23 protein-coding genes are annotated in these 22,442 nt (G+C 59.0%); 14 read left to right on the top strand and 9 right to left on the bottom strand.

The genetic code is table 11. The features are described 5' to 3' along the window. Positions 1–67 precede the first annotated feature (67 nt). Together L9059_RS06445 and L9059_RS06440 are read left to right on the top strand one after the other, a co-directional pair. Positions 68–2,227: a type I secretion system permease/ATPase gene (locus L9059_RS06445; RefSeq protein WP_247289388.1), complete on the top strand. Its 2,160-nt coding sequence runs from the start codon at positions 68–70 to the stop codon at positions 2,225–2,227. A gap of 9 nt (positions 2,228–2,236) precedes the next feature. Next, positions 2,237–3,610 (top strand): HlyD family type I secretion periplasmic adaptor subunit, encoded by a 1,374-nt coding sequence (locus L9059_RS06440; protein ID WP_247289385.1) that lies wholly within the window; start codon positions 2,237–2,239, stop codon positions 3,608–3,610. 49 nt (positions 3,611–3,659) lie between these two features. Here the strand turns inward: L9059_RS06440 and L9059_RS06435 are convergent, their stop codons facing one another. Continuing rightward, entirely contained in the window at positions 3,660–4,256 is a 597-nt protein-coding gene (locus L9059_RS06435; RefSeq protein ID WP_247289383.1) for a tRNA-uridine aminocarboxypropyltransferase, read from the bottom strand. Between the two features lie 4 nt (positions 4,257–4,260). Beyond that, entirely contained in the window at positions 4,261–5,154 is an 894-nt protein-coding gene (locus L9059_RS06430; RefSeq protein WP_045058685.1) for a LysR family transcriptional regulator, read from the bottom strand. A 303-nt stretch (positions 5,155–5,457) separates the two neighbouring features. Here L9059_RS06430 and speB point away from each other — a divergent pair, with 303 nt between their 5' ends. From speB to L9059_RS06405, 5 genes are all read left to right on the top strand, one after another. Beyond that, entirely contained in the window at positions 5,458–6,408 is a 951-nt protein-coding gene (speB, locus tag L9059_RS06425; RefSeq protein WP_045058686.1) for an agmatinase, read from the top strand. 9 nt (positions 6,409–6,417) lie between these two features. Beyond that, the gene (locus L9059_RS06420) at positions 6,418–6,840 is read left to right on the top strand and encodes a YybH family protein (RefSeq protein ID WP_247289381.1); all 423 of its coding nucleotides are present in this window, start codon (positions 6,418–6,420) and stop codon (positions 6,838–6,840) included. A 54-nt stretch (positions 6,841–6,894) separates the two neighbouring features. Further along, on the top strand, positions 6,895–8,403 hold the full coding sequence (locus L9059_RS06415; protein WP_282615358.1) for a purine-cytosine permease family protein: 1,509 nt from the start codon (positions 6,895–6,897) through the stop codon (positions 8,401–8,403). A gap of 96 nt (positions 8,404–8,499) precedes the next feature. Next, on the top strand, positions 8,500–9,879 hold the full coding sequence (locus L9059_RS06410) for a sodium:solute symporter family protein (RefSeq protein WP_247289379.1): 1,380 nt from the start codon (positions 8,500–8,502) through the stop codon (positions 9,877–9,879). Between the two features lie 170 nt (positions 9,880–10,049). Beyond that, entirely contained in the window at positions 10,050–10,301 is a 252-nt protein-coding gene (locus L9059_RS06405; protein WP_247289376.1) for an acyl carrier protein, read from the top strand. Positions 10,302–10,451: 150 nt separating this feature from the next. Here the strand turns inward: L9059_RS06405 and L9059_RS30635 are convergent, their stop codons facing one another. Further along, positions 10,452–10,580 (bottom strand): PA1414 family protein, encoded by a 129-nt coding sequence (locus L9059_RS30635; protein ID WP_007914492.1) that lies wholly within the window; start codon positions 10,578–10,580, stop codon positions 10,452–10,454. A gap of 140 nt (positions 10,581–10,720) precedes the next feature. Continuing rightward, positions 10,721–11,614, bottom strand: coding sequence for a putrescine utilization regulator PtrR (ptrR, locus tag L9059_RS06400; protein ID WP_247289374.1), 894 nt, complete (start codon positions 11,612–11,614; stop codon positions 10,721–10,723). A 101-nt stretch (positions 11,615–11,715) separates the two neighbouring features. Between ptrR and L9059_RS06395 the strand changes: the two genes are divergently transcribed. Further along, on the top strand, positions 11,716–12,897 hold the full coding sequence (locus L9059_RS06395; protein WP_247289372.1) for an MFS transporter: 1,182 nt from the start codon (positions 11,716–11,718) through the stop codon (positions 12,895–12,897). Positions 12,898–12,909: 12 nt separating this feature from the next. On the opposite strand, the gene L9059_RS06390 is transcribed toward L9059_RS06395, so the two are convergent. Further along, positions 12,910–13,302, bottom strand: coding sequence for a DUF2177 family protein (locus L9059_RS06390; RefSeq protein ID WP_247289370.1), 393 nt, complete (start codon positions 13,300–13,302; stop codon positions 12,910–12,912). Positions 13,303–13,346: 44 nt separating this feature from the next. After that, positions 13,347–14,183, bottom strand: a complete 837-nt coding sequence (locus L9059_RS06385) for a CvfB family protein (protein ID WP_247289368.1) — start codon at positions 14,181–14,183, stop codon at positions 13,347–13,349. Between the two features lie 350 nt (positions 14,184–14,533). Here L9059_RS06385 and L9059_RS06380 point away from each other — a divergent pair, with 350 nt between their 5' ends. The 3 genes from L9059_RS06380 (at position 14,534) to L9059_RS06370 (ending at position 16,618) form a co-directional block, all read left to right on the top strand. Then, a complete protein-coding gene (locus L9059_RS06380; protein WP_017337097.1) occupies positions 14,534–14,722 on the top strand; it encodes a hypothetical protein in 189 nt (62 codons plus the stop codon). A gap of 204 nt (positions 14,723–14,926) precedes the next feature. Then, a complete protein-coding gene (locus L9059_RS06375) occupies positions 14,927–15,643 on the top strand; it encodes a TorF family putative porin (protein ID WP_247289366.1) in 717 nt (238 codons plus the stop codon). 99 nt (positions 15,644–15,742) lie between these two features. After that, positions 15,743–16,618, top strand: a complete 876-nt coding sequence (locus L9059_RS06370; protein WP_247289364.1) for a DUF6279 family lipoprotein — start codon at positions 15,743–15,745, stop codon at positions 16,616–16,618. Between the two features lie 134 nt (positions 16,619–16,752). On the opposite strand, the gene L9059_RS06365 is transcribed toward L9059_RS06370, so the two are convergent. Further along, entirely contained in the window at positions 16,753–17,142 is a 390-nt protein-coding gene (locus L9059_RS06365; RefSeq protein ID WP_247289362.1) for a transcriptional regulator, read from the bottom strand. 177 nt (positions 17,143–17,319) lie between these two features. On the opposite strand from L9059_RS06365, the gene L9059_RS06360 reads away from it, so the two are divergent. Together L9059_RS06360 and L9059_RS06355 are read left to right on the top strand one after the other, a co-directional pair. Next, the gene (locus tag L9059_RS06360; RefSeq protein WP_247289359.1) at positions 17,320–18,051 is read left to right on the top strand and encodes a DUF899 domain-containing protein; all 732 of its coding nucleotides are present in this window, start codon (positions 17,320–17,322) and stop codon (positions 18,049–18,051) included. An 87-nt stretch (positions 18,052–18,138) separates the two neighbouring features. Next, positions 18,139–18,414, top strand: coding sequence for a hypothetical protein (locus L9059_RS06355; RefSeq protein WP_247289357.1), 276 nt, complete (start codon positions 18,139–18,141; stop codon positions 18,412–18,414). A 67-nt stretch (positions 18,415–18,481) separates the two neighbouring features. Here the strand turns inward: L9059_RS06355 and L9059_RS06350 are convergent, their stop codons facing one another. Then, positions 18,482–19,828 carry a DEAD/DEAH box helicase gene (locus tag L9059_RS06350; RefSeq protein ID WP_247289355.1) on the bottom strand — a complete coding sequence of 449 codons (1,347 nt, stop codon included), beginning with the start codon at positions 19,826–19,828 and terminating at the stop codon, positions 18,482–18,484. A 193-nt stretch (positions 19,829–20,021) separates the two neighbouring features. Here L9059_RS06350 and L9059_RS06345 point away from each other — a divergent pair, with 193 nt between their 5' ends. Continuing rightward, a complete protein-coding gene (locus L9059_RS06345) occupies positions 20,022–21,320 on the top strand; it encodes a mechanosensitive ion channel family protein (protein WP_247289353.1) in 1,299 nt (432 codons plus the stop codon). Positions 21,321–21,414: 94 nt separating this feature from the next. Here L9059_RS06345 and L9059_RS06340 read toward each other — a convergent pair whose 3' ends face one another. Beyond that, on the bottom strand, positions 21,415–22,281 hold the full coding sequence (locus L9059_RS06340) for a carboxylate/amino acid/amine transporter (protein WP_247289351.1): 867 nt from the start codon (positions 22,279–22,281) through the stop codon (positions 21,415–21,417). Positions 22,282–22,442: the final 161 nt, after the last annotated feature.

The raw sequence follows: 22,442 nt of genomic DNA, 5'->3' as shown, positions 1-22,442 counted from the left end.
CCTACCCGTGCGATGTGTGTGTGTGTGTTGTTTGGATGTGGCAGCCCGTTCAACTGGAGCGATCAATTTGACCAGCATGGAAACCGGCAACACTGGTGTCGATCCGCGTCTTGGCTTCGACGACCCGCTTCTTGACGGGCTATTGATCCTCTGCAAACTCCACGGCGCGACAGTCAGTCGCGCCAGCCTGAGTGCCGGGCTACCCCTGAACAAACAACGCCTGAGCCTCGACCTGCTGCCCCGCGCAGCAGCCAGAGCCGGTTTGCAGGCGCGTGTGCTGCGCCGGGAGCTGGCAGATATTTCCCCTCTCAACTTGCCCGTCATGCTGATTCTCGGCAACGGTCGCACGGCAATCCTGCGACGTCTCGGCGACGATGGCCGGTTGCTGATTCTGCCCAGCGAAGCCGACGGCGGCGAACAATGGGTCAGCCGTGAAGAGCTGACTGAAAATTACAGTGGCCAGGCATTGTTTGCCCGGCCACGCCATGAACTCGAAGACCTGCGCTCTCCTTTGGTGCCGCGGGTGGAAGCGTGGTTTCGCGACACGCTCAAACTGTCCAAATGGCTGTACAGCGACGCCATCCTGGCGAGTTTCCTGATCAACCTCCTGGGCCTGATGGTGCCGCTATTCGTCATGCAGACCTACGATCGGGTCGTGCCGAACCAGGCCACATCAACCCTGTGGGTGCTGTCCATCGGTCTGCTCATCGGCACCGGCTTCGAACTGGTCCTGCGCGTGGTGCGCGCCCACTTGCTGGACACCGCTGGGAAGAAAACCGACGTGATTCTCTCCGCAACCTTGTTCGAGCGGATCACCGGCATGTCGATGAAAGCTCGGCCCGCCACCATCGGTGGGTTTGCCCAGAGCATCCATGACTTCCAGGGCCTGCGTGAATTTCTCACCGCTGTGACCCTCACCAGCCTGATCGACCTGCCTTTCGCCGCGCTGATGCTGGTGGTGATCGGCCTGCTGGGTGGATGGCTGGTGGTGATCCCATTGCTGGCATTCCCGATCACCATCCTCTTCGCAATGATTATCCAGGCGCGCCTGCGCGACACCGTGCAAAAAAGCCTGACCCTGGGTGCGGAACGTCAGGCCCTACTTATTGAAACCCTGGGTGGCCTGGAAACCCTCAAGGCTTGCAGCGCCGAAAGCGAACGTCAGCACAAATGGGAAACCACCCACGGCGCCCTGACCCGCCTCGACAGCCACGCGCGCAATCTCTCAGCCCTGGCCACCAACGGCACCCTGTTCATCCAACAATTTTCCGGTATGGCGACCATCGTCGCCGGGGTCTACAGCATCATCGCCGGTAACCTCAGCGTCGGTGCACTGGTGGCGACCTACATGCTCGGCAGCCGGGTGCTGGCGCCGCTCGGGCAAATCGCTGGCCTGATCACGCGTTACCAACAAGCACAGCTGACCATGAAAAGTACCGACGCGCTGATGGGCCTGCCTCAGGAGCGTGACGCCCGGCAACGGCCCTTGGAGCGCACGCAACTGCAAGGCGCCCTCGACGTCAGTGGCGTGACCTTTCACTACAACGGCCAGAGTGCCCCGGCGCTGCACAACGTCAGTTTCAGCATGAAACCCGGTGAGCGCATCGGGATCATCGGCCGCAGCGGCTCGGGAAAAAGCACCCTCGCCCGCCTGGTGATGGGTTTCTACACACCCGAAGAGGGCCAGTTGCTGCTCGACGGCCTGGATCTGCGACAACTCGACGTCGCCGATTTGCGCCAGCAAATTGGTTACGTTGCGCATGACTTGCCTTTGCTGGCCGGTAGCTTGCGCGACAACCTGACACTGGGCGCTCGCTACATCAGTGATGCGCGGATGCTGGAAGTAGCGGAACTCACCGGCGTCACCGAACTCGCCCGTCAGCACCCCCAAGGCTTCGACCGGCCCGTGGGTGAACGCGGGCAGTTGCTTTCCGGTGGCCAGCGCCAGGCCGTGCTGCTGGCCCGGGCCTTGTTGCTCGATCCGCCGATCATGCTGCTCGACGAGCCCACCAGCGCCATGGACAACAGCAGCGAAGACGTCCTGCGGCAAAAACTCCACGGCTGGGTCCAGGGCAAAACCTTGCTGCTGGTCACCCACCGGACCTCCATGCTCAGCCTGGTGGATCGGCTGGTAGTACTGGATAACGGACGGATCGTCGCCGACGGTCCAAAAGAAGCGGTCATCGATGCACTGCGCAAGGGCCGCGTCGGCTCTGCAGCGGTCTAGGAGTTGCCCATGGCCCGATCAACATCCGACACGTCTGATTCAAAGCCGCGCGGTTACTTCGGCAGTTTCAGGAAAAGCGCCGAGAGCGAGTTCATGCCGGAGACCGCCGGCGCGACATTGCAGGATTCACCACGCTGGTCGCGAATCACCGTGTGGCTGGCAGCCGGGCTGATAGTCAGCGCAGTGGTCTGGGCCAAATACGCCGTGCTCCAGGAAGTCACCATGGGTGAAGGCAAGGCGATTCCGTCGAGCAAGGTTCAGGTAATTCAAAACCTGGAAGGCGGCATCGTCACCGAGATCTTTGTCCGCGAGGGGCAAATGGTGGACAAGGGCGATACCCTGCTGCGCCTGGACGACACGCGTTTTTTATCGAATAAGGGTGAAAGCGAGGTGGATCGGTATGCCTTGACCGCCCAAGTTGAACGCCTGTCCGCCGAGGCGGAAGGCCGGCCTTTCAAGCTGTCGGCCGAGGTGATCGCCAAGGCGCCGCAGGTGGCCGAAGACGAACGCTCGCTCTATGAACAACGGCAGCGTCGACTGGCCAGTGAACAGCGCACGCTCAGCGAACAACTTCGGCAAAAAACCCAAGAGCTGGCGGAATTTCGCTCGAAACAAGGGCAATTCAGTTCGAGCCTGGCATTACTCCAACAAGAGATGAACATGTCCGCTCCGCTGGTCGGTACCGGTGCGGTGTCGCCAGTGGAAATCCTTCGGCTCAAGCGCAGCGCGGTGGAAATTCGCGGCTCGCTGAATGCCACGACCCTGGCCATCCCTCGGGCTGAATCGGCGATCGCTGAAATCAAAAGCAAGATCGACGAGTCCGAACAATCCTTCCGTTCGGACGCCGCCAAGGAGCTCAACGAGAAACGCACCGACCTGTCGAAAATCACCGCTTCGAGCATCGCCATCGACGACCGCGTAACCCGCACCACTGTTGTCTCGCCGGTTCACGGGATTATCAAGGTGCTCAAGGTCAACACCATCGGTGGCGTGGTCCAACCAGGTAGCGACATGATGGAAATCGTGCCGCTGGAAGACAACCTGCTGATCGAGGCCAAGGTCCGTCCGCAGGACGTGGCGTTCCTGCATCCTGGGCAGCGGGCGATGGTTAAATTCAGTGCCTACGACTACACGATCTATGGCGGGTTGAAGGCGAAGCTGGAGTTGATTGGCGCGGACACCATCACCGATGACAAGGGCAACAGCTTTTATCTGATTCAGGTGCGCACCGACAAGAATCACCTGGGTGGGGATGTCAAGCCATTGCTGATCATTCCGGGGATGGTGGCGACGGTGGATATCATCACCGGGGAGAAGAGTGTGCTGGATTACCTGCTCAAGCCTGTGCTGAAGGCGCGGACCGAGGCGATGCGCGAGCGGTAGGTCTGGCCTGGAGTTGTGGTGATAGGTCTACCGTCTTCGCGGGCAACACCTACTTCGGCCCATGATTACGCAAAAAAACCTCCTCCCCCATCGCCGCAATCTGTCCCTCGATCAACGCCTCGAACGGCTTCAGCAGCGGCTCAAAAGAACTCGGCGCTTCCAGCACCTGCAACGCCTGCACAATCGCCTCCACCGTTGACAAAGCCCCCGGCCCCGGCGCCTTGCGCAGTCGATACCGGGACACCCCGCCCTGCGCCAGCGTCACCCTGGGCAACGCCGCCAGCTGCGGGTTGAGGTGCAGCATCTTGCGCGCCTTGCGCCAGGTACCGTCCGGGACCACCAGCAATAGCGCCTGATCATCCGCGACATAGCCCTGCAACGTTTGCGCATCCTCGCCCGGAAACAGCAGCCGCGCCTGGTACCCCGGCTGATTCAACAGAGCCGGCAGATCCGCAAACACTTCACCGACGATCAACACGGCATTGGTCAGGCCAAGCGCAGCCAACCGTGCAGTATTCAACGCGTGGCTCACTTCACTCGGATGCTGCAGCACCAGCACCCGGGTTCGGCTGTCGAGACTCGGGATCAAGGGGCAAAGGCAATGGGCTTCTGGGCGCAGGCAGCGCGGGCAATGGTTTCTGGACATTATTTCAAGCCTGATTGAGTTGCGCTTTCAGAAGGTCGCGGAACGTCTGGATCAACGGTTCGCGGCTGCGACCACGGCGCACGATCATGGAAAAAGGCGCCTGGTAACCAAAGGTCGCCGGCAGCAACACCCGCAGATCACCCTTGTCGGCCCAGGCCTGGGCGTAGTGTTCGGGCAGGTAGCCGATGTATGCACCCGACAACACCAGGATCAACTGCGCTTCCATACTCTCCACCGTGGCAGCGCTGTGTTTGAAGCCGTGCCGCGCCAGTTCCGCCTGGCTCCAGTAGCCCCGACCGACCATGCGCTGCTGGGTGATGACCTGCTCAGGGATGCGCCGCTCGGTGAACAGCGGATGCCGGCTGCTGCAGTACAACCAGTGTTGCTCCCGGTACAGCGGCATGTAGACCAGCCCGCTCATGCGCGTGGAAAACGCGCCTATGGCCAGGTCCAGGCGATTGTCCTGCACGCCGAGTTGCAGCTCGTAGGGGCTCATGACCGACAAGTGCAGATGCACGGCCGGGTGCTCCTGGCTGTAGGCGCCGATGGCCTCGGCGAACGGCAGGGCCTTGTCGCTGACGGTGGAGTCGATGACCCCCAGGTTCAGCGTGCCGCGCAACTCGCCCTTGAGCGCTGCGGCATATTGCTCGAACCCTTCGAGCTCGGCCAGCAGCCGCAGGGTTTCCTGATGGAACAGCTCACCCTTGCTGGTCAGGCTGAAACCGCCACGCCCGCGATGGCAGAGCACCAGGCCGAGGGCAGCTTCGAGCTGGCTCATGTAGGTGCTGATGGCCGAGGTCGAGAGGTTGAGCTCCTGCTGGGCAGTGGCAAACCCCTGATGGCGAACCACGCTGACAAAAATGCGCAATAGTTTCAGGTCAGGTAAAGCGTTGGCCATGGGAGCTCCTCGGTACGTCGCTTTTGTGGCGAGGGAGCTCGCTCCCGCTCGGCTGCGCAGCAGTCGTGAAATGCCTGATGCGTTACATCTGATGCAATGGGGTAATGGTTTTGGGGCTGCTTCGCAGCCCAGCGGGAGCAAGCTCCCTAGCCACAGGGGTTGTGTTCGCGTCGACAGTCTATCTGTGTGCTCTGCATTAGTTTAGAAAAACCTGAACTAAGTATTTGTCCGTAGCGATTCTTCCCCGCCACTACATTTCGCAGAATCGGCGCCTAATACAAAAAAATGATGAGGCCTGAACCCGTGGACAAGATCCTTCACCAACCACTGGGCGGCAACGAAATGCCGCGCTTCGGCGGCATCGCCACCATGATGCGACTTCCCCATGTGCCTACCGCTGCCGGCCTGGACGCTGCCTTCGTTGGCGTGCCCCTGGACATCGGTACCTCCCTGCGCCCTGGCACCCGTTTTGGACCTCGGGAAATCCGCGCCGAATCGGTAATGATCCGCCCGTACAACATGGCGACCGGCGCTGCTCCGTTCGATTCGCTGTCGGTGGCCGACATCGGCGACGTCGCAATCAACACCTTCAATCTGCTGGACGCCGTACGGATCATCGAAGAGTCCTACGACAACATCCTCGAACACGACGTGATCCCCCTGACCCTGGGCGGCGACCACACCATTACCCTGCCGATCCTGCGTGCCATCCACAAAAAGCACGGCAAAGTCGGCCTGGTGCACATCGACGCCCACGCGGATGTCAACGATCACATGTTCGGCGAGAAAATCGCCCACGGCACCACCTTCCGTCGCGCTGTCGAGGAAGGCCTGCTGGACCCGGACCGCGTAGTGCAAATTGGCCTGCGCGCCCAGGGCTACACCGCCGACGACTTCAACTGGAGCCGCAACCAGGGCTTTCGCGTCGTCCAGGCAGAAGAGTGCTGGCACAAATCCCTCGCGCCGCTGATGGCTGAAGTTCGGGAGAAAGTCGGTGGCGGTCCGGTGTACCTGAGTTTTGACATTGACGGCATCGATCCGGCCTGGGCTCCGGGCACCGGTACCCCGGAGATCGGCGGCCTGACGACCATTCAAGCGATCGAGATCGTGCGTGGCTGCCAAGGCCTCGACCTGGTCGGTTGCGATCTGGTAGAAGTCTCGCCCGCTTACGACACCACCGGAAATACCTCGCTGCTGGCCGCCAACCTGCTGTACGAAATGCTCTGCGTACTCCCGGGCGTGGTTCATCGTTGAGGGCTGGTCATGAACGAGCGCGATCAAGTATTGCAAGCCGCCGCCGATCTGGTGTCGGCCTTTGCCCGTAACGACCACGAAGCCTACTTCGGCGCTTTTAGCGCCGATGCCAGCTTCGTCTTCTACACCCTCGAACAGCCCCTGCTGTCGCGCGATGCCTATCAAGCGTTGTGGAACAGCTGGCGCTCCGTGGATGGCTTCGAGGTGCTCTCGTGCACCTCAAGCAACGCTTTCGTCAGCCTCCAGGGTGATGTGGCGATTTTCATCCATGACGTGGCCACCGAGCTGCGCATGCAAGGGGAGCAACACTTCAGCCAAGAGCGCGAGACGATTGTTTTCAGAAAACAGCCGTCTGGCCAAGAACAACAAGGCCATTGGCTGGCCTGCCACGAACATTTATCCGCGATGCCGGAAGGGCTGCCAAACCCTTAGCCAAACAGGTGACGCTCACACACGATGAGCGCGCCTTTATGATCGGAGCAGATCATGAATAACAACAAAGAAAAAAGCCTTAGCAGCATTGAAACAAACGGGGTCGAACAGATCCCGGATCACGAACGCGATGCCCGTCCCAACGACCTTTTTCGCCTGATCTTCGGCGGCGCCAACACCTTCGCAACCGCCGTGCTCGGCAGCTTCCCGGTGTTGTTTGGCCTGTCCTTCCAGGCCGGTGTCTGGGCGATCGTGCTGGGCGTCGTGCTCGGCGCTCTGATCCTTGCGCCAATGGGCCTGTTCGGCCCGATCAACGGCACCAACAATGCCGTGTCTTCCGGTGCGCACTTCGGCGTGCACGGGCGGATCGTCGGTTCGTTCCTGTCGTTGCTCACCGCCATCGCCTTCTTCTCACTGTCGGTGTGGAGCTCGGGCGATGCGTTGATCGGCGGCGCCAAACGCCTGATCGGCCTGCCGGAAACCGACCTGAGCCTGGGCCTGGCCTACGGATTATTTGCGATCCTGGTGCTGACCGTGTGTATCTACGGCTTCCGCTTCATGCTGTGGGTCAATCGCATTGCGGTATGGGCGGCCAGCGCGCTGTTCCTGCTCGGCATCTTCGCCTTCGCCCCGACCTTCGACAGCCAGTTCGCCGGCACCGTCGCCATGGGCCAGGCCGGCTTCTGGGCAGCGTTTATCGGTGCGGCGCTGGTGGCCATGAGCAACCCGATTTCCTTCGGCGCGTTCCTAGGTGACTGGTCGCGGTACATCCCGCGTGACACCCCGAAGGGCCGGATCATGTTCGCGGTGATCGCGGCACAGCTTGCCACCCTGATCCCGTTCCTGTTCGGCCTGGCCACTGCCACCATCGTGGCAATCAAGGCACCGAACTACATCGCCGCCAATAACTATGTCGGCGGGCTGCTGGCCGTTTCGCCCAGCTGGTTCTTCCTGCCGGTGTGCCTGATCGCGGTGATCGGCGGCATGTCCACGGGCACCACTTCCCTTTATGGCACCGGGCTGGACATGTCCAGCGTGTTTCCGCGTGTGCTGTCCCGGGTCAAGGCCACGCTGCTGATCGGGGTGATGTCGATTGCCTTCATCTTCATCGGTCGCTTCGCCGCCAACCTGGTGCAAAGCGTTTCGACTTTCGCCGTACTGATCATCACCTGCACCACGCCATGGATGGTGATCATGATCATTGGCCTGGTGGTGCGCCGTGGTTTTTATTGCCCGGATGATTTGCAGGTATTCACCCGCGGCGAAAAAGGTGGCCGCTACTGGTTCACCCACGGCTGGAACTGGCGTGGCCTGGGGGCATGGATCCCGAGTGCGCTGGTGGGTCTGTGCTTCGTCAACCTGCCAGGACAATTCGTTGGACCGCTGGGCAACCTGGCCGACGGCATCGACATCAGCCTGCCAGTCACCCTGGGCCTGGCCTCGGTGGTGTACCTGGTACTGCTGAGCCTGTTCCCCGAACCCAGGGCGGTGTTTGGCCCGAATGATTTACGCAGCAAAGGCATGGAGCCGCTTGGTAAGCCGGTCATAAGACAAGCCACCTGAATACAACTGACACGGTAATGAGGTGAATACCTGTGGCCTGATTACCACACTGCTTTCCAGCCTCATCATAAAAAAGACAATCGGAGACACGCCATCATGGCTTTGGATTTATTCGTCGTTCTCATATACGCCGCCGCGATGCTGGTCCTCGGCTACTTCGGCATGCGCAAGGCCAAGACCAACGAAGACTACCTGGTTGCCGGTCGCAACCTCGGCCCGACCCTGTACATGGGTACCATGGCCGCAACCGTCCTGGGTGGTGCGTCCACCGTCGGCACCGTGCGCCTGGGCTATGTCCATGGTATTTCCGGATTCTGGCTGTGCGCGGCGCTGGGCTGCGGGATCGTGGCGTTGAACCTGTTCCTCGCCAAGCCACTGCTCAAGCTGAAGATCTACACCGTCACCCAGGTGTTGGAAAAACGCTACAACCCGATGGCCCGCTCCGCGAGCGCAGCGATCATGCTGGCGTACGCGCTGATGATCGGCGTGACCTCGATCCTGGCGATCGGTACCGTCCTGCAAGTGCTGTTTGGCCTGCCTTTCTGGGTCTCGGTACTGCTCGGCGGCGGTGTGGTAGTGGTTTACTCGGCGATCGGCGGCATGTGGTCCCTGACGCTGACCGACATCGTCCAGTTCGTGATCAAGACCGTCGGCCTGATGTTCATCCTGTTACCCATCTGCCTGTACCGCGTCGGCGGCTGGGATGAACTGGTGCTGAAACTGCCGGCTAGCGCCTTCAGCTTCACCACCATCGGCTGGGACACCATCATCACCTACTTCATGATCTACTTCTTCGGGATTCTGATCGGCCAGGACATCTGGCAGCGGGTGTTCACCGTCAAGACCGCGAAAATTGCCCAGTATGCGGGTACTTTCGCTGGCTTCTACTGCATCCTCTACGGACTGGCCTGCGCCCTGATAGGCATGGCCGCCCACGTGTTGATTCCGGACCTGGACAACGTCAACAACGCCTTCGCCGCCATCGTCAAACTGTCCTTGCCGGACGGCATCCGTGGCCTGGTCATTGCTGCCGCACTGGCCGCCATGATGTCCACCGCCAGCGCCGGCCTTCTCGCGGCGTCTACCACACTGACAGAGGACCTGCTGCCGAAACTGCGTGGTGGCAAACAGTCGAGCCTGCGCATCAACCGGCTGTTTACCCTGCTGACCGGCATCGCCGTACTTGGCATCGCACTGGTGGTCAATGACGTTATCAGCGCCCTGACCCTGGCCTACAACCTCCTGGTGGGTGGCATGTTGATCCCGCTGATCGGGGCCATTTTCTGGAAACGCGCAACGACCGCCGGCGCCATTGCCAGCATGGGCATGGGTTTTGCCACCGCACTGGTGTTCATGTTCAAGGACGGCCTCGATGCCAACACGCCAATCTACTACAGCCTGGCTGTCGGCCTGGTGAGCTTTGTGGTGGTAAGCCTGATGTCCCGTCGCCCGTCAGTGGCGGCGAGCATGATCTGATAGCGAAAAAATGACTTAACGTTTTCTTCGACGGGTGTGGCGTCGGTTGCCACACCCGTTTTTTTTCGCTTGCAGAAAAGGTGAATGCAAGACGAGCGGCAGCCCTGGTTCAGCAGCGGCCTGCTGTACTCAAGAGTGGGACAACAATAACTAGCCCGCGAAGATCGATCATGAAAAGAGCAGCCATTCGTGCCACCGTGCATCGTTTTATCAGCCGCCTGCTGGAATCGAGGGAGGATTTCGACGACGACTCAAAGCTTGATGAACTGGGGTTGGACAAGGAGGATATTGAGGAGATGATCTTCCATCTGGAGGATGAACTAGGGTTGACGGCGTTTACCGGCGAGGAAGATCGGATGATCAGAAGTGCAAAAACGGCCGGTGATCTGAGCCGTTTTTTGATTGAGATTGGGAGGCACTAGCGTACCTGCCAAAGGATTACTGAGGCTCTACCTGACTGCGGGAGTCCTGTGGGAGCAGAGCTTGCTCGCCATTGGTTGGAGCACCGCATGCAGCCTGCTTGCCCGTGTGATCATTTGCGACCATCGCGAACAAGCTAGCGCCTACAACAACTAACGGCGGCGCTGCTGGCGTCGACGCTGTTCGTCGTCTGTACGGATTGGCACAGGTTGCAGAGGCGGTTCGATCAAACCGAGTGCGACACCCAAGTCGTGCAGCCAGTTTTGGATTTTCTCTTTCATGGTGCCCCCCTTCAGGGTAGTGCCGAGCGACCGGAATTCTGAAGTCGCTTCGCACTGATAATAGTCCGAAGTCCTACGCAATGCTCGGCAAAAGAAACAATGATCTGTTACTGAATTGATCCAAATCCCGATCAGATAGTTCAAGCAATCGCCTGGACCGGTGTCGACAGCGCCGGGTAGACCGCCTGCTGCTGCTCTATCCATGCATTCAGATTGGCCCCGACCATGCCCTTACGCCACATCAGCCAGGTGGTCGCACTGGCAAAGGGCTCGGCCAGCGGGTGCACGGCCACGCTTTCCCGTCCTGGCAGGCTGGCGAGCATGGACTCCGACATCAGTGCCACACCAGAGCCTGCGATCACACAGGCGAGCATTCCCGGATAAGACTCAATCTCCATGGCACGGCCCATGGCTGCATGATCATGGGCAAACCAGGCTTCCAGGCGCATCCGGTAGGAACACCCCTGGCGAAACGTGAACACCGAACGCCCCTGCACATCCAGTGCACTACGCACCGGCGGATGATCGGCCTCGCTGATTAGTACCAGCCGTTCGTCGCACAGAGGCAAGCCGTCGAGTCCGGCCAGTTCCAGTGGGCCGTCGACCAGTGCCGCATCCAGCCGACCGGTCAGCAGTCCTTCCAGTAACTCGCCGCTGGGGGCCGACTGGACCTGCAGGTTCACCGCAGGGTAACTGCGGTGATAGCGCGCCAGAAGCGCTGGAAGGTGGATGGCGGCCGTGCTGTACATGGTACCGAGCACAAAGTCTCCCGCCGGTTGCCCACCTTGCACGGCCGACTGTGCTTCGTCATGCAGGCTGAACAGTTTGGCGGTGTAGTCCAGCAGGACTTTTCCCGCAGGCGACAGTTGCAGGCGCTGACGCTCGCGCAGGAAAAGCTCTACACCAAGCTGCTCCTCCAACTGCTTAACCCGGGTCGACAGGTTTGACGGCACCCGATGTAACCTCTCAGCGGCTCGGGTAATGGAGCCCTCCTCGGCAACGGCCTGGAAGATGCGCAACTGACTGAATTCCACACCATTCTCCAAATAAGAATAAGTTACTCACTATTATTCATTTTTAAAGAAAGTCAATCTGTCCTAGCCTGACGGTCATTGATCTTCAGCAGGTCTTCACCATGACCCCCTTGATTCGCTTGTCTGCCAGTTTTATCGCCTTGATGATGGCCATGGGCATCGGCCGCTTCGCCCTGACGCCTCAACTGCCGCACCTGCTCAGTGAAGGCCAGATCGACCTGACCGCTGCGGGACTGATCGCCGCCGCCAATTACCTGGGTTATTTCGTCGGCGCAGTGGACTCCATGTTTTCTCGAAGGCCCACACAGGTCCGAAGACGATTGCAGGGTGGCTTGTGGTTATGTGTCCTGCTGACCCTGGCTTCGTTCTGGGCCGACGGTTTCTGGTCGCATCTGCTGTTGCGATTCGGAACCGGCGTGGCCAGCGCCTGGGTGCTGGTGATGATTACCGCCCTGAGTCAGCCCCTGGCCGTCGCAGCGGGTCGTCCGCGGCTCGGCGCCCTGGTATTTGCCGGACCGGGCCTGGGGATTTTTCTGACCGGGCTGCTGGCGCTGGGCTCGAACTTACTGAGGCAGACCTCGGCTACTTTATGGCTGGTGTACGCTGCAGTAGGGCTGGTGATGTTGCTGGGCATCCTGCCGTTTCTGCCCCGGCCGGTTGCCGCAGCACCTACCGCGCCCGTGGATACAGGCAGCGGCCACCGAGGCATCGGCCGCCTGGGCCTGGTCTATGGGTTGTACGGATTGGGCTACATCATTCCCGCCACCTTTCTCTCGCAGATGGCCAGCGCGCAGTTCCAGGGCCAATGGCAAGCCGATCTGTTCTGGCCATGTTTCGGCCTGGCCGCTGCGTCCGGTGTAGGGGTGGTGAGCATGCGCCGGCACAATCCGAACGCCACCCGGCACTGGTTGATGGCGACGTTATGGCTGCAGGCGGCGGGCGTCTTCGCCTGCCTGCTGGGCAGTGGCACGGGCCTGGCGTTGGGTGTGCTCCTGTGTGGCGGGCCATTCCTGGCCTGCATGCAACTGGTGATGCAACGCTCCCGGGAGCTGGCGCCCCATACCACCCAGCGCAACGCGGGATTATTGACCGCGTGCTTCGCCGTGGGTCAGCTCGCAGGCCCGTTGCTGGCTGCGTTAAGCAGCCATTACAGCAACAGTTTGCAGCCTGCGTTGATCGTGGCCGGCAGCGGCTTGCTGATCGCGGGCGTGCTGTCGGTCAGCCCCATCAATGCTGCACGGAGGACTAGCGCCAGTGACCGTGCAACCATCGTTCACCGTTGAGGTGGCAGGCCATCACAACGCTTTGCGGGCCGCCCAGTAACCGACGGTGCAGGCGATGCACGTGGCAAAGGCGCCCCACGCCATGTCCATGAATGCCAACTGGGCCGACCAACCTTTCAGCGTCGCCCAGTTGCTCAGGTCATACGTGCCATACGCCACCAGGCCCAACAAGGCACCCATGCACGCCGCACGCTGCCAACTGGTCGATGGCAGCACCACGAACACCACGCAACCGAAAACATACAGAAGATAGAAAACCGCTGCCGGCCCCAGCAGCGGTTTGTCGAGCATCAGCGAACCGAGCAGCGACTTGTACTTCGACGCCATCAACACGCCGAGCCAGAGGCCATCCAGCACCAGAAACGCCAGCAAGGTGCCCGCATAGGCAAATAACTCTTTTTTCATGTTCGTCCACCCCCTCTGTTGATAAGCATGGGGCTGGTGGGCCATCAGCTTAGTTCAATACGATCGGCATGAATAACGATCTGACCGTTCTTGTATAACGCGCCGATCGCCTTCTTGAAGTTGCCTTTACTGACGCCGAACAGACTGCTGATCACGGTAGGATCGCTTTTGTCGCTGACCGGCAGGCTGCCATTGTTTTCACGCAACTTGGCGAGAATCTTCGAGTTCAGGCTGGTGGCAGCTTCTTCGCCAACCGGCTGCAGGCTCAAGCTGATCTTGCCGTCGGGACGGACCTCCTTGATGAAGCCCTTTTCTTCCTTGCCGGCACGCATGAACTTGAAAATTTCGTTTTTGTGGATCAGGCCCCAGTGCTTGTTATTGATGATCGCCTTGAAACCCATATCGGTCGCTTCGGCCACCAACAGATCCACTTCCTGGCCTGGAGTGTAATGGGCAGGGGTTTTGTCCAGGTAGCGATCCAACCGTGCAGTGGCGGTGATGCGACGGGTGTGCTTGTCCAGATAGACGTGCACCACGACATACTCGCCCGCAGTCATCTGGCGCTTTTCTTCGGAATACGGCAGCAGCAGGTCTTTCGGCAGTCCCCAATCGAGGAATACACCGATGCTGTTGACTTCAACAACTTTCAAACTGGCAAACTCACCGACTTGAACTTTCGGCTTTTCGGTAGTTGCGATGAGTTTGTCATCGCTGTCCAGATAAATGAAAACGTTGAGCCAATCTTCATCTTCGCTGGGAATATCTTTAGGAATATAACGATTAGGCAGGAGGATTTCGCCATCCGCACCGCCGTCCAGATATAAACCGAAGTTAGTGTGTTTAACCACTTGCAAACTGTTGTAACGCCCGATTAAAGCCATGTCCAATACCCTCATTGCGTGGGCGGCATTCTACCCGGTTTTACGGCCAGCGTTCTGCGCCCAGCCCGATTGCGCCACAAAATCCCCTGAAAAGCTTGTATTTCACGGGTTTGCTGCACGGATAAGGGCCACTCGTCCGACCAGCCCGCAGAGTTTCAGCCGATATCGATTGCTCAAAAACCTCCCTGGCATCGACACGTTTTTAGTTAAAACAGGAGCTTAGGACGGCCACGAGAATCTTCGCCCGGGTTAAATCACGCTGTTGCATAGATTAAATCGGGTGATATTTACCAAGCAATTGTCAAGTATTTCCTGTACTATACTTGGCCAAGTTAATTTTCTACAGGTTAATGGCCGCCATGCGTGTAAAAGCATCCAACAGCAAAGCAAAGCCAGCTCCAGCCGTTGAAACCAGCGAATCGATCAACAACCAGATCGCTGCGTTCCTCAAGTCCGGCGGCGAGATCCAGCAAATTGCCAAAGGCGTCAGCGGCCAGACATTCGGCCCGTCCAAGCAGATCACGCTAGGCAAAAAATAACAACCGCATCAACTGGTCCGTAGGCGCTTTGAGCTTCGAAGCGCTTGGACTGGAACCCCTCGAAGTACCTGTGCAAATTCCAAATTCTCAAAAATCGACGAACGGACTTCAGCGCCGAGCATTCGCCGGTATCCTTGCATACGTCTAGATCAAGCGTTTCAGCAGCTTTTACGTTCCTGCCTGGCGCTGTTCATGGAGTGACGTATGTTCAAACCCCCACTCATATTGCTCGGCACCCTGCTGTCGTGTTCGCTCGCCCATGCGCAAGTCTTCCAGCGCGAGTTGGGCGAGTTCGACCTGAAGCTGGGCACCACCCCCAGCCGCAGCATGGCCCAGGGCCTGGTCAAACCGGCCACTGTCGGCTCATTCCACGGCGGCCTCGATCTGAGCCACGACAGCGGTTTTTACGTCGGTCAATGGTCGCCCAGCATGGGCCTGAGTTCAGGCAACAATCTGGAAGTCGACTCCTACATGGGCTTCAAGCAGCCCTTCGACCAGACGCTTGGCTACGAAGTCGGCATGATTCACTACAGCTATCCGAAAGTGGACACCCTCGACAGCCAGGAGCTGTTCGGCGGCCTGACCTTTCTGGGCAGCCGTTTCGGCGCCGCGTTCAGCAACGATCCGGACAAGCAGAACAGCACGTTGTTTGCCGATCTCGGCGGCAACAAGCCGTTTGGTATTGGTGTGAGCATGAAGTACACCAGCCACCAGTTAAACGCGCCGATCTCGGTAGACGGCGGCTATATCGGCAGTTTTACCGACTGGTCGGTGCAGCTCTCCCGCCCCCTAATGGGTATCGACCTGGACTTGATTTACAGCGATTCCAATCTCAGCGGCAGTGACTGCTCCGCCTATTCGGGGCACAACAGTCAGTGCGACGGGCTGGTGACCCTCAGGGCTGAGCGCAGCTTCTACTGAGCGGTCGAGCGGCTTCGACTGATCATATGAACTGCGAGGCTGGTCCTGCGTTCACATAAGAATCTCTTCAAGTAGCCCGGCTTTTGCAAGGATTCGACCATGTTGCGCTGGTTTAAATGTCTCGCCGTCATCCTCACCCTCAGCCTCGCCCTCAGCCTCGCCCTCGGCGCATGCAGCCGCGTGGGCCTGGCCTATCGCAACCTCGACGTGATCATTCCCTGGACGCTCAGCGACTACCTGGACATGAACGGCGAGCAGAAGGGCTGGTTCAACGAGCGCCTCAAGGAACACCTGAGCTGGCATTGTACGACCCAACTGCCGGGGTATCTGGATTGGCTGGATAGCCTGCAGGTCATGGTGGAAAACAACCAAGTGACCGAAGCGGCGCTGCAAGCCCGGACCCAGGAAGCCAAGGACGCCATCGCCCAGACCGCCAGGGAAATCACCCCGTCTGCCATCGAGCTCTTGCAGGGCCTGGACGACAAGCAAGTGGCAGAAATGAATGATGCGTTTGCCAAGGATCAGCGCAAGCGTCAGGACGAATACCTCAAACCATCCCTGGATCAGCAGATCAAGGAGCGTGCCCAGCGCATGGAGAAACGTTTGGATGACTGGCTGGGTCCGTTGAGTACAACTCAAAAGCAACGGGTAGCCGACTGGTCCAAGGCACTGGGTGACCAGAACACCCAATGGATCGCCAACCGTGCGCATTGGCAGAAGCAATTCAGCGCGGCGGTTGGACAACGCCAGAGTCCGGAGTTCGCGCAGCGCATCGAGACCCTTCTGGTAAATAGGGAGAGTTTGTGGACGCAGGCTTATCGCCAGGCTTACGCAAAAACCGAAGCACAGGCGCGGTCGCTGTTTGTTGATTTGATGGCTGAAAGTACTCCTGCTCAACGGGAGCGGTTGCTGAAGAAGATCAAGGGAGTGCGAAAGGACTTCACTGAACTGAAATGCTTAAAGGCGGCGCTCTAGGAACGAGCTTGTTCCGGGCGGCGCTCTGACGATGGTCGTCAACGGTAACGCTGGAAACCTGACACCCTGCGGTGCCTTCAAGTCCCTTGTCGCAACCTCGCCCGGAACAAGTTCGCTCCTACATTTTCAACGCTTCAGGCAATCTGCGCTTTTGACGCTACTTCATCGAACGTCAGCTCAGCCAGCGCATCGTCCTGCTCATCCAGGACCTGGCGCGGGTGGTCATTACCCGGAATACTGCTGTCGATCAGGCTCAACAAACTAGAACCTCGCGCAGTCAAAATGTAGTTGGACCCCGACCCCCCCTGCTCGTCTGGCCGAGGTTCAATATAGCCGCGCTCCAGCAGCAATTTTTCGTACTCACCTGCCACCGCTTTCAGGTGATCAAGGTTTTCGCTTTCTGCACCTTCAGTCGCCTTCGCCGCTGCGTACTTTTCTGCATAGGCACGGGGCGCGAAGCTTGTGTCATCGCCCTGCACTTCATGCAGCAAGCATTCAATCAAATCCCAGTTATAAGTCGTCATCCTGATTTAACCTCCAAGCCAGAGAGTTAGATGGCCTTCATAAAGTTTGACCTGCGCCGGCCCTGGCCGTTCAGCCTGGATTTTCAACGGCATCGACTGGCGGTGTGTCGAATTGGGCGCGGACCAGACGACTAGTTGGTGTCAGTCACCTCCCAGCTAAGCGCAGGAGAACCCACCATGAACGTTCAGAATCATCCGGTCGTGAGCCGGGAAGAATGGATTGCCGCGCGCCGGCAACACCTGGCCCATGAAAAAGCCTTCACTCGGGAACGCGACAAACTCAGTGCCGAACGCCGCGCCTTACCATGGGTCAAGATCGACAAGGACTACCACTTCCAGGGCCCTGCCGGTGAATTGAAACTGGCTGACCTGTTTGGCGGCCATAGCCAGCTGATCATCTACCACTTCATGTTTGCAGAGGGCTGGGACGAAGGGTGCCCAGGCTGTTCGTTCCTGAGCGATCATATCGACGGAGCCAACCAGCACTTGACCCATCACGACGTCGCCGTGGTTGCGGTTTCTCATGCGCCCTATGCCCAATTCGAGGCTTTCAGGCAACGCATGGGCTGGAAGTTTGACTGGGTGTCATCACAAGGCGGCAATTTTAACTACGACTTTGGGGTTTCGGTACGGGCCGAGGATATCGCTGCGGGAAAAGCCACCTACAACTACGAAAGGTCTGACAGTGCAGAGAAAGAACTCCCTGGCCTCAGCGTCTTCTATCGCAACGAAGCCGGAGAAATTTTCCACACTTATTCCACCTATGCCCGGGGCCTCGACCTGTTGGTTGGCGCTTACAACTATCTGGATCTTACGCCCAAGGGCCGCAATGAAGAGAAAATCATGGAGTGGGTGCGCCACCACGACCGCTATGAGAAGCAAGCACCGGCCAGTTGCTGCCACCGCTGAATGTTTGGGCGGCCGCGTTTCTGAACTTTTTGCGCCTCTGGATGCTCAACCCGTTATACCGCCTTAACCGGAAACGAGGCCACCCCCATGAAGACACTGCTGAAGATCACGCTTGCCGCCATGCTTGCCTGCGCCCTGCCTGTTTGGGCCTGTACGCCCGAAGAAGCCACAGCCAAACGCGAACAGTTGGCCAAAGAAGTTACGCGGCTGACCGAGCAAAATCCGGCAAAAGCCAAGGAGATCAACGACGAGTTGCAGAAGATGGATCTGGGGACTGCCAGTGCGGATTTGCCGGACAAGTGCCAGTTGATTGATCAGCGGCTCAAAGAGATGAGTTCGGCAGAAAAAAAAGCTGAGAGCTAGCAACAAGATCAGAAGACGTAAAAAACCCGGACACTGGTCCGGGTTTTTTATGCATCGCTTTTACCGCTTATTCAGTGGCCGGCGCTTGCGGCTTGCGGCGCTTGAGCGGGGCCATGCCGTCCTTGCTGACCAGCGACAGGGCGTCGGTCTTCGGACGGTTGGCGATTTTGCGCTTGGTCGGCGCCTTGGCGCCGGTTTTCTTCTTGTCGCCTTTGGCGTCGACCTTTTTCTTCTTCACGCCAACAGCCTTGCCCGAAGCCTTGACCTTCTTCGGTCCGCCGTAGGTGCCTTTAACTTCCTTGATGGTACGGCGCTCGAAGCTCTGCTTGAGGTAGCGCTCGACGCTCGACATCAGGTTCCAGTCGCCGTGGCAGATCAACGAGATCGCCAGGCCATCGTTACCGGCACGGCCGGTGCGACCAATACGGTGTACGTATTCGTCGCCGCTGCGTGGCATGTCGAAGTTGATCACCAGGTCCAGGCCATCGACGTCAAGGCCGCGAGCTGCAACGTCAGTTGCCACCAGGATCTTCACGCCGCCCTGCTTCAGGCGGTCGATGGCCAGCTTGCGGTCTTTCTGGTCCTTGTCGCCGTGCAACACGAACGCTTTGTAGTCCTGCGCCACCAGGCGACCGTAGATCCGGTCGGCCATGGCGCGAGTGTTGGTGAACACGATGGCCTTCTGGTAGGTCTCGTTGGCCAGCAGCCAGTTGACGATTTGCTCTTTGTGCTGGTTGTGGTCAGCGGTGATGATCTGCTGACGAGTGGTCGCGTTCAGGTCACTGACGTTGTTCAGTTGCAGGTGCTCAGGGTTGTTCAGCACCGCGGCGACCATCTCCCGCAGGCCCGAACCACCGGTGGTCGCGGAGAACAGCATGGTCTGCTGACGGTTGGTGCACTCTTGCACCAGACGCTGGACGTCCTCGGCAAAGCCCATGTCGAGCATGCGGTCGGCTTCGTCGAGCACCAGCACTTCGACTTCCTTGAGGTCGAGGTTGCCGGCGTTCAGTTGCTCGATCATCCGCCCCGGCGTACCGATCAGGATGTCCGGCACCTTGCGCAGCATGGCAGCCTGGACCTTGAAGTCTTCACCGCCGGTGATCAGGCCGGACTTGATGAACGTGAACTGGGCGAAGCGCTCGACTTCCTTGATGGTCTGCTGGGCCAGCTCGCGGGTCGGCAGCAGGATCAGGGTCTTGATGCTGACGCGGACTTTAGCCGGGCCGATCAGACGGTTGAGGATCGGCAAAACGAAAGCAGCGGTTTTGCCGCTACCGGTTTGCGCAGTCACCCGCAGGTCACGCCCTTGGAGCGCCAGCGGAATAGCCGCTGCTTGCACAGGCGTTGGCTCGACAAATTTAAGCTCGGCCACGGCTTTGAGCAGGCGTTCGTGCAGGGCGAATTGGGAAAACACGGGTGCTACCTCGAAGAAATACAAAAAAACAGCTGCATAGGTTACCGGTTTCGAGAGCGTAGGCCGAGTTTCTTTATACAAACAGCGCTAATCAGCAGCTTTTTTGTTGCCTTGTTTGTCTCAAGACGTAATACGAAGCGTCTTAAATGCTCTAATCGACCCGTCGCGTCCTACAGAAGAACCGTTTTAGCTTATGGATATCAAACAGCTCTGGCTCAACGTCCAAGACCTTTGGGGTGCCCTAGATCAGCACCCGCTCCTGCATTCCAGCCTGGCGCTGGTGGTGTTGCTGGTGGTTGCCCTGGTCCTCGGACGAGTGGCGCGCTACCTCATCCTGCACGCCGCCAAACTCCTCGGGCGTCAGCCAGCCATGCACTGGATGAACGACCTGCGGCACAACAAAGTCTTCCATCGCCTGGCACAGATGACCCCGTCGCTGGTCATCCAGTTCGGCCTGCATCTGGTTCCAGAGCTGAGCAAAACCAGCTTGGTCTTCCTCGGTAACGTCGCACTGGCCTTCACCATCCTCTTCCTGCTGCTGGCGTTCAGCGCCCTGCTCAGCGCCTTGCTGGACATCTACGCGCGCACCGAACACGCACGCACCCGCTCAATCAAAGGCTACGTGCAACTGACGAAAATGGTGTTGTACGTGTTTGGTGCCATCATCATCGTAGCCACCCTGATTGATCGTTCGCCGCTGTTGCTGCTGTCGGGCCTGGGCGCCATGTCGGCGGTGATCCTTTTGGTCTACAAGGACACCCTGCTGTCGTTTGTCGCCAGCGTGCAACTGACCAGCAATGACATGCTGCGGGTCGGCGACTGGATCGAAATGCCGCAGGTCGGCGCCGATGGCGACGTGGTCGACATCACGCTGCACACCGTGAAGGTGCAGAATTTCGACAAGACCATCGTGTCGATCCCGACCTGGCGCCTGATGTCCGAGTCATTCAAGAACTGGCGCGGCATGCAGCAGTCTGGTGGACGACGGATCAAGCGCAGCCTGAACATCGACGCCAGTGGCGTGCGCTTTCTGCGCGATGACGAAGAGCTGAAGCTGTCCCAGGTGCATCTGCTGACCGACTACATCAGTCGCAAGCACGCCGAACTCAAGGCGTGGAACGAAGCCCAGGGCAACGTCGCGGCGATGGCGGCCAACCGGCGGCGGATGACCAACATAGGCACATTCCGCGCCTATGCCCTGGCGTATCTGAAGAGCCATCCGGAGGTTCAGCCGAACATGACCTGCATGGTCCGCCAGATGCAAACCACTGCCCAGGGCATTCCGCTGGAGATTTACTGCTTCACCCGCACCACGGCGTGGGCTGAATACGAGCGGATTCAGGGGGATATTTTCGATTACCTGCTCGCGGTGCTGCCGGAGTTTGGCTTGAGTCTTTATCAGCAACCCAGTGGCGGGGATTTGCGAGCGGGTCTGTTGCCGGCTGTGCTAGGCGCGAGTGCGGTTCCAGAACCACAAAAACACGTCATGTAATACCGACTCTCACTTGTGGGAGCTCGCGAATGCGGTGTGCCATTGAACATTAATGTCGACTGACACACTGCATTCGCGAGCAAGCCCACAGTTTTTACTGTGCGACTGCCGGCCTTCGGATACCCAACCGACTGATCCACACCGCCGCCAGGATCACCATCCCACCAAAGAGCAGCCGTCCCAGTTCTTCATGCTGGTTCCAAATCAGCAGATTGAGCAACAACCCCACTGGCACGTGCAGGTTGTTCATCACCGCCAGCGTCCCGCCGTTGACCATGCACGCCCCCTTGTTCCACCAGTACAACCCGAGCGCGGTCGAGACCAGGCCGAGGAATACCAGTACACCCCATTGCAGCGGCGCCTCGGGCAGGAAGTCGGCTTTGCCGAACAGCAGGAATGCGGGGAGTGCCACGGCGAACCCGCCCAGGTAGAAGTAACCGAAACGCCGATAGTGCGGCAGATCGCTTGGGTGTTTAGCCACCAGATGTTTGTAGAGCACCTGCCCGGCGGCGAAGGTGAAGTTCGCCAGCTGCAGCAACAGGAAGCCCATGAAGAAGTCCGGGTTGATCCGGTCATAACGAATCACGGCGGCGCCCAGCACAGCTACCAGTGCAGCGACCAGGGCCCAGGGGTTGAAGCGGCGGTTCAGCGCGTCTTCAATCAGGGTTACGTGCAGCGGCGTGAGGATGGTGAACAGCAGCACTTCAGGCACGGTCAGTACCCTGAAGCTCAGGTACAGGCAGACGTAGGTCACGCCGAACTGCAGTGCCCCGATCAGCAGCATCCCACGCATGAACGCCGGCTCTACCGAGCGCCAGCGTGTCAGGGGGATGAACACCAATCCTGCCAGCACTACGCGTACCAGCACTGCGAAGTAGCTGTCGACATGCCCGGCGAGGTATTCGCCGATCAGGCTGAAGGAAAACGCCTGGATCAACGTCACGAAAAGTAGATAGCCCATGGGTCGCCTCGTTTTGAATGGCGGCGACGATAACGGTTTTTTTGGGTTATCGCAGTTTGAATTTTGTACATATCCATTGTTTGGGTGAGGGCTGATATTGGTTCCGCCCTTACGCAGGAATGGATATGTACAGGGTCAAAAAAACCATAGGCAAAAAAAAG

The organism is Pseudomonas violetae, assembly GCF_023072615.1.
In the GTDB taxonomy this organism is placed as follows: domain Bacteria; phylum Pseudomonadota; class Gammaproteobacteria; order Pseudomonadales; family Pseudomonadaceae; genus Aquipseudomonas; species Aquipseudomonas violetae.
Note: the sequence above shows the minus strand (reverse complement) of the source record. Positions and strands in the feature narration are given on the sequence as shown.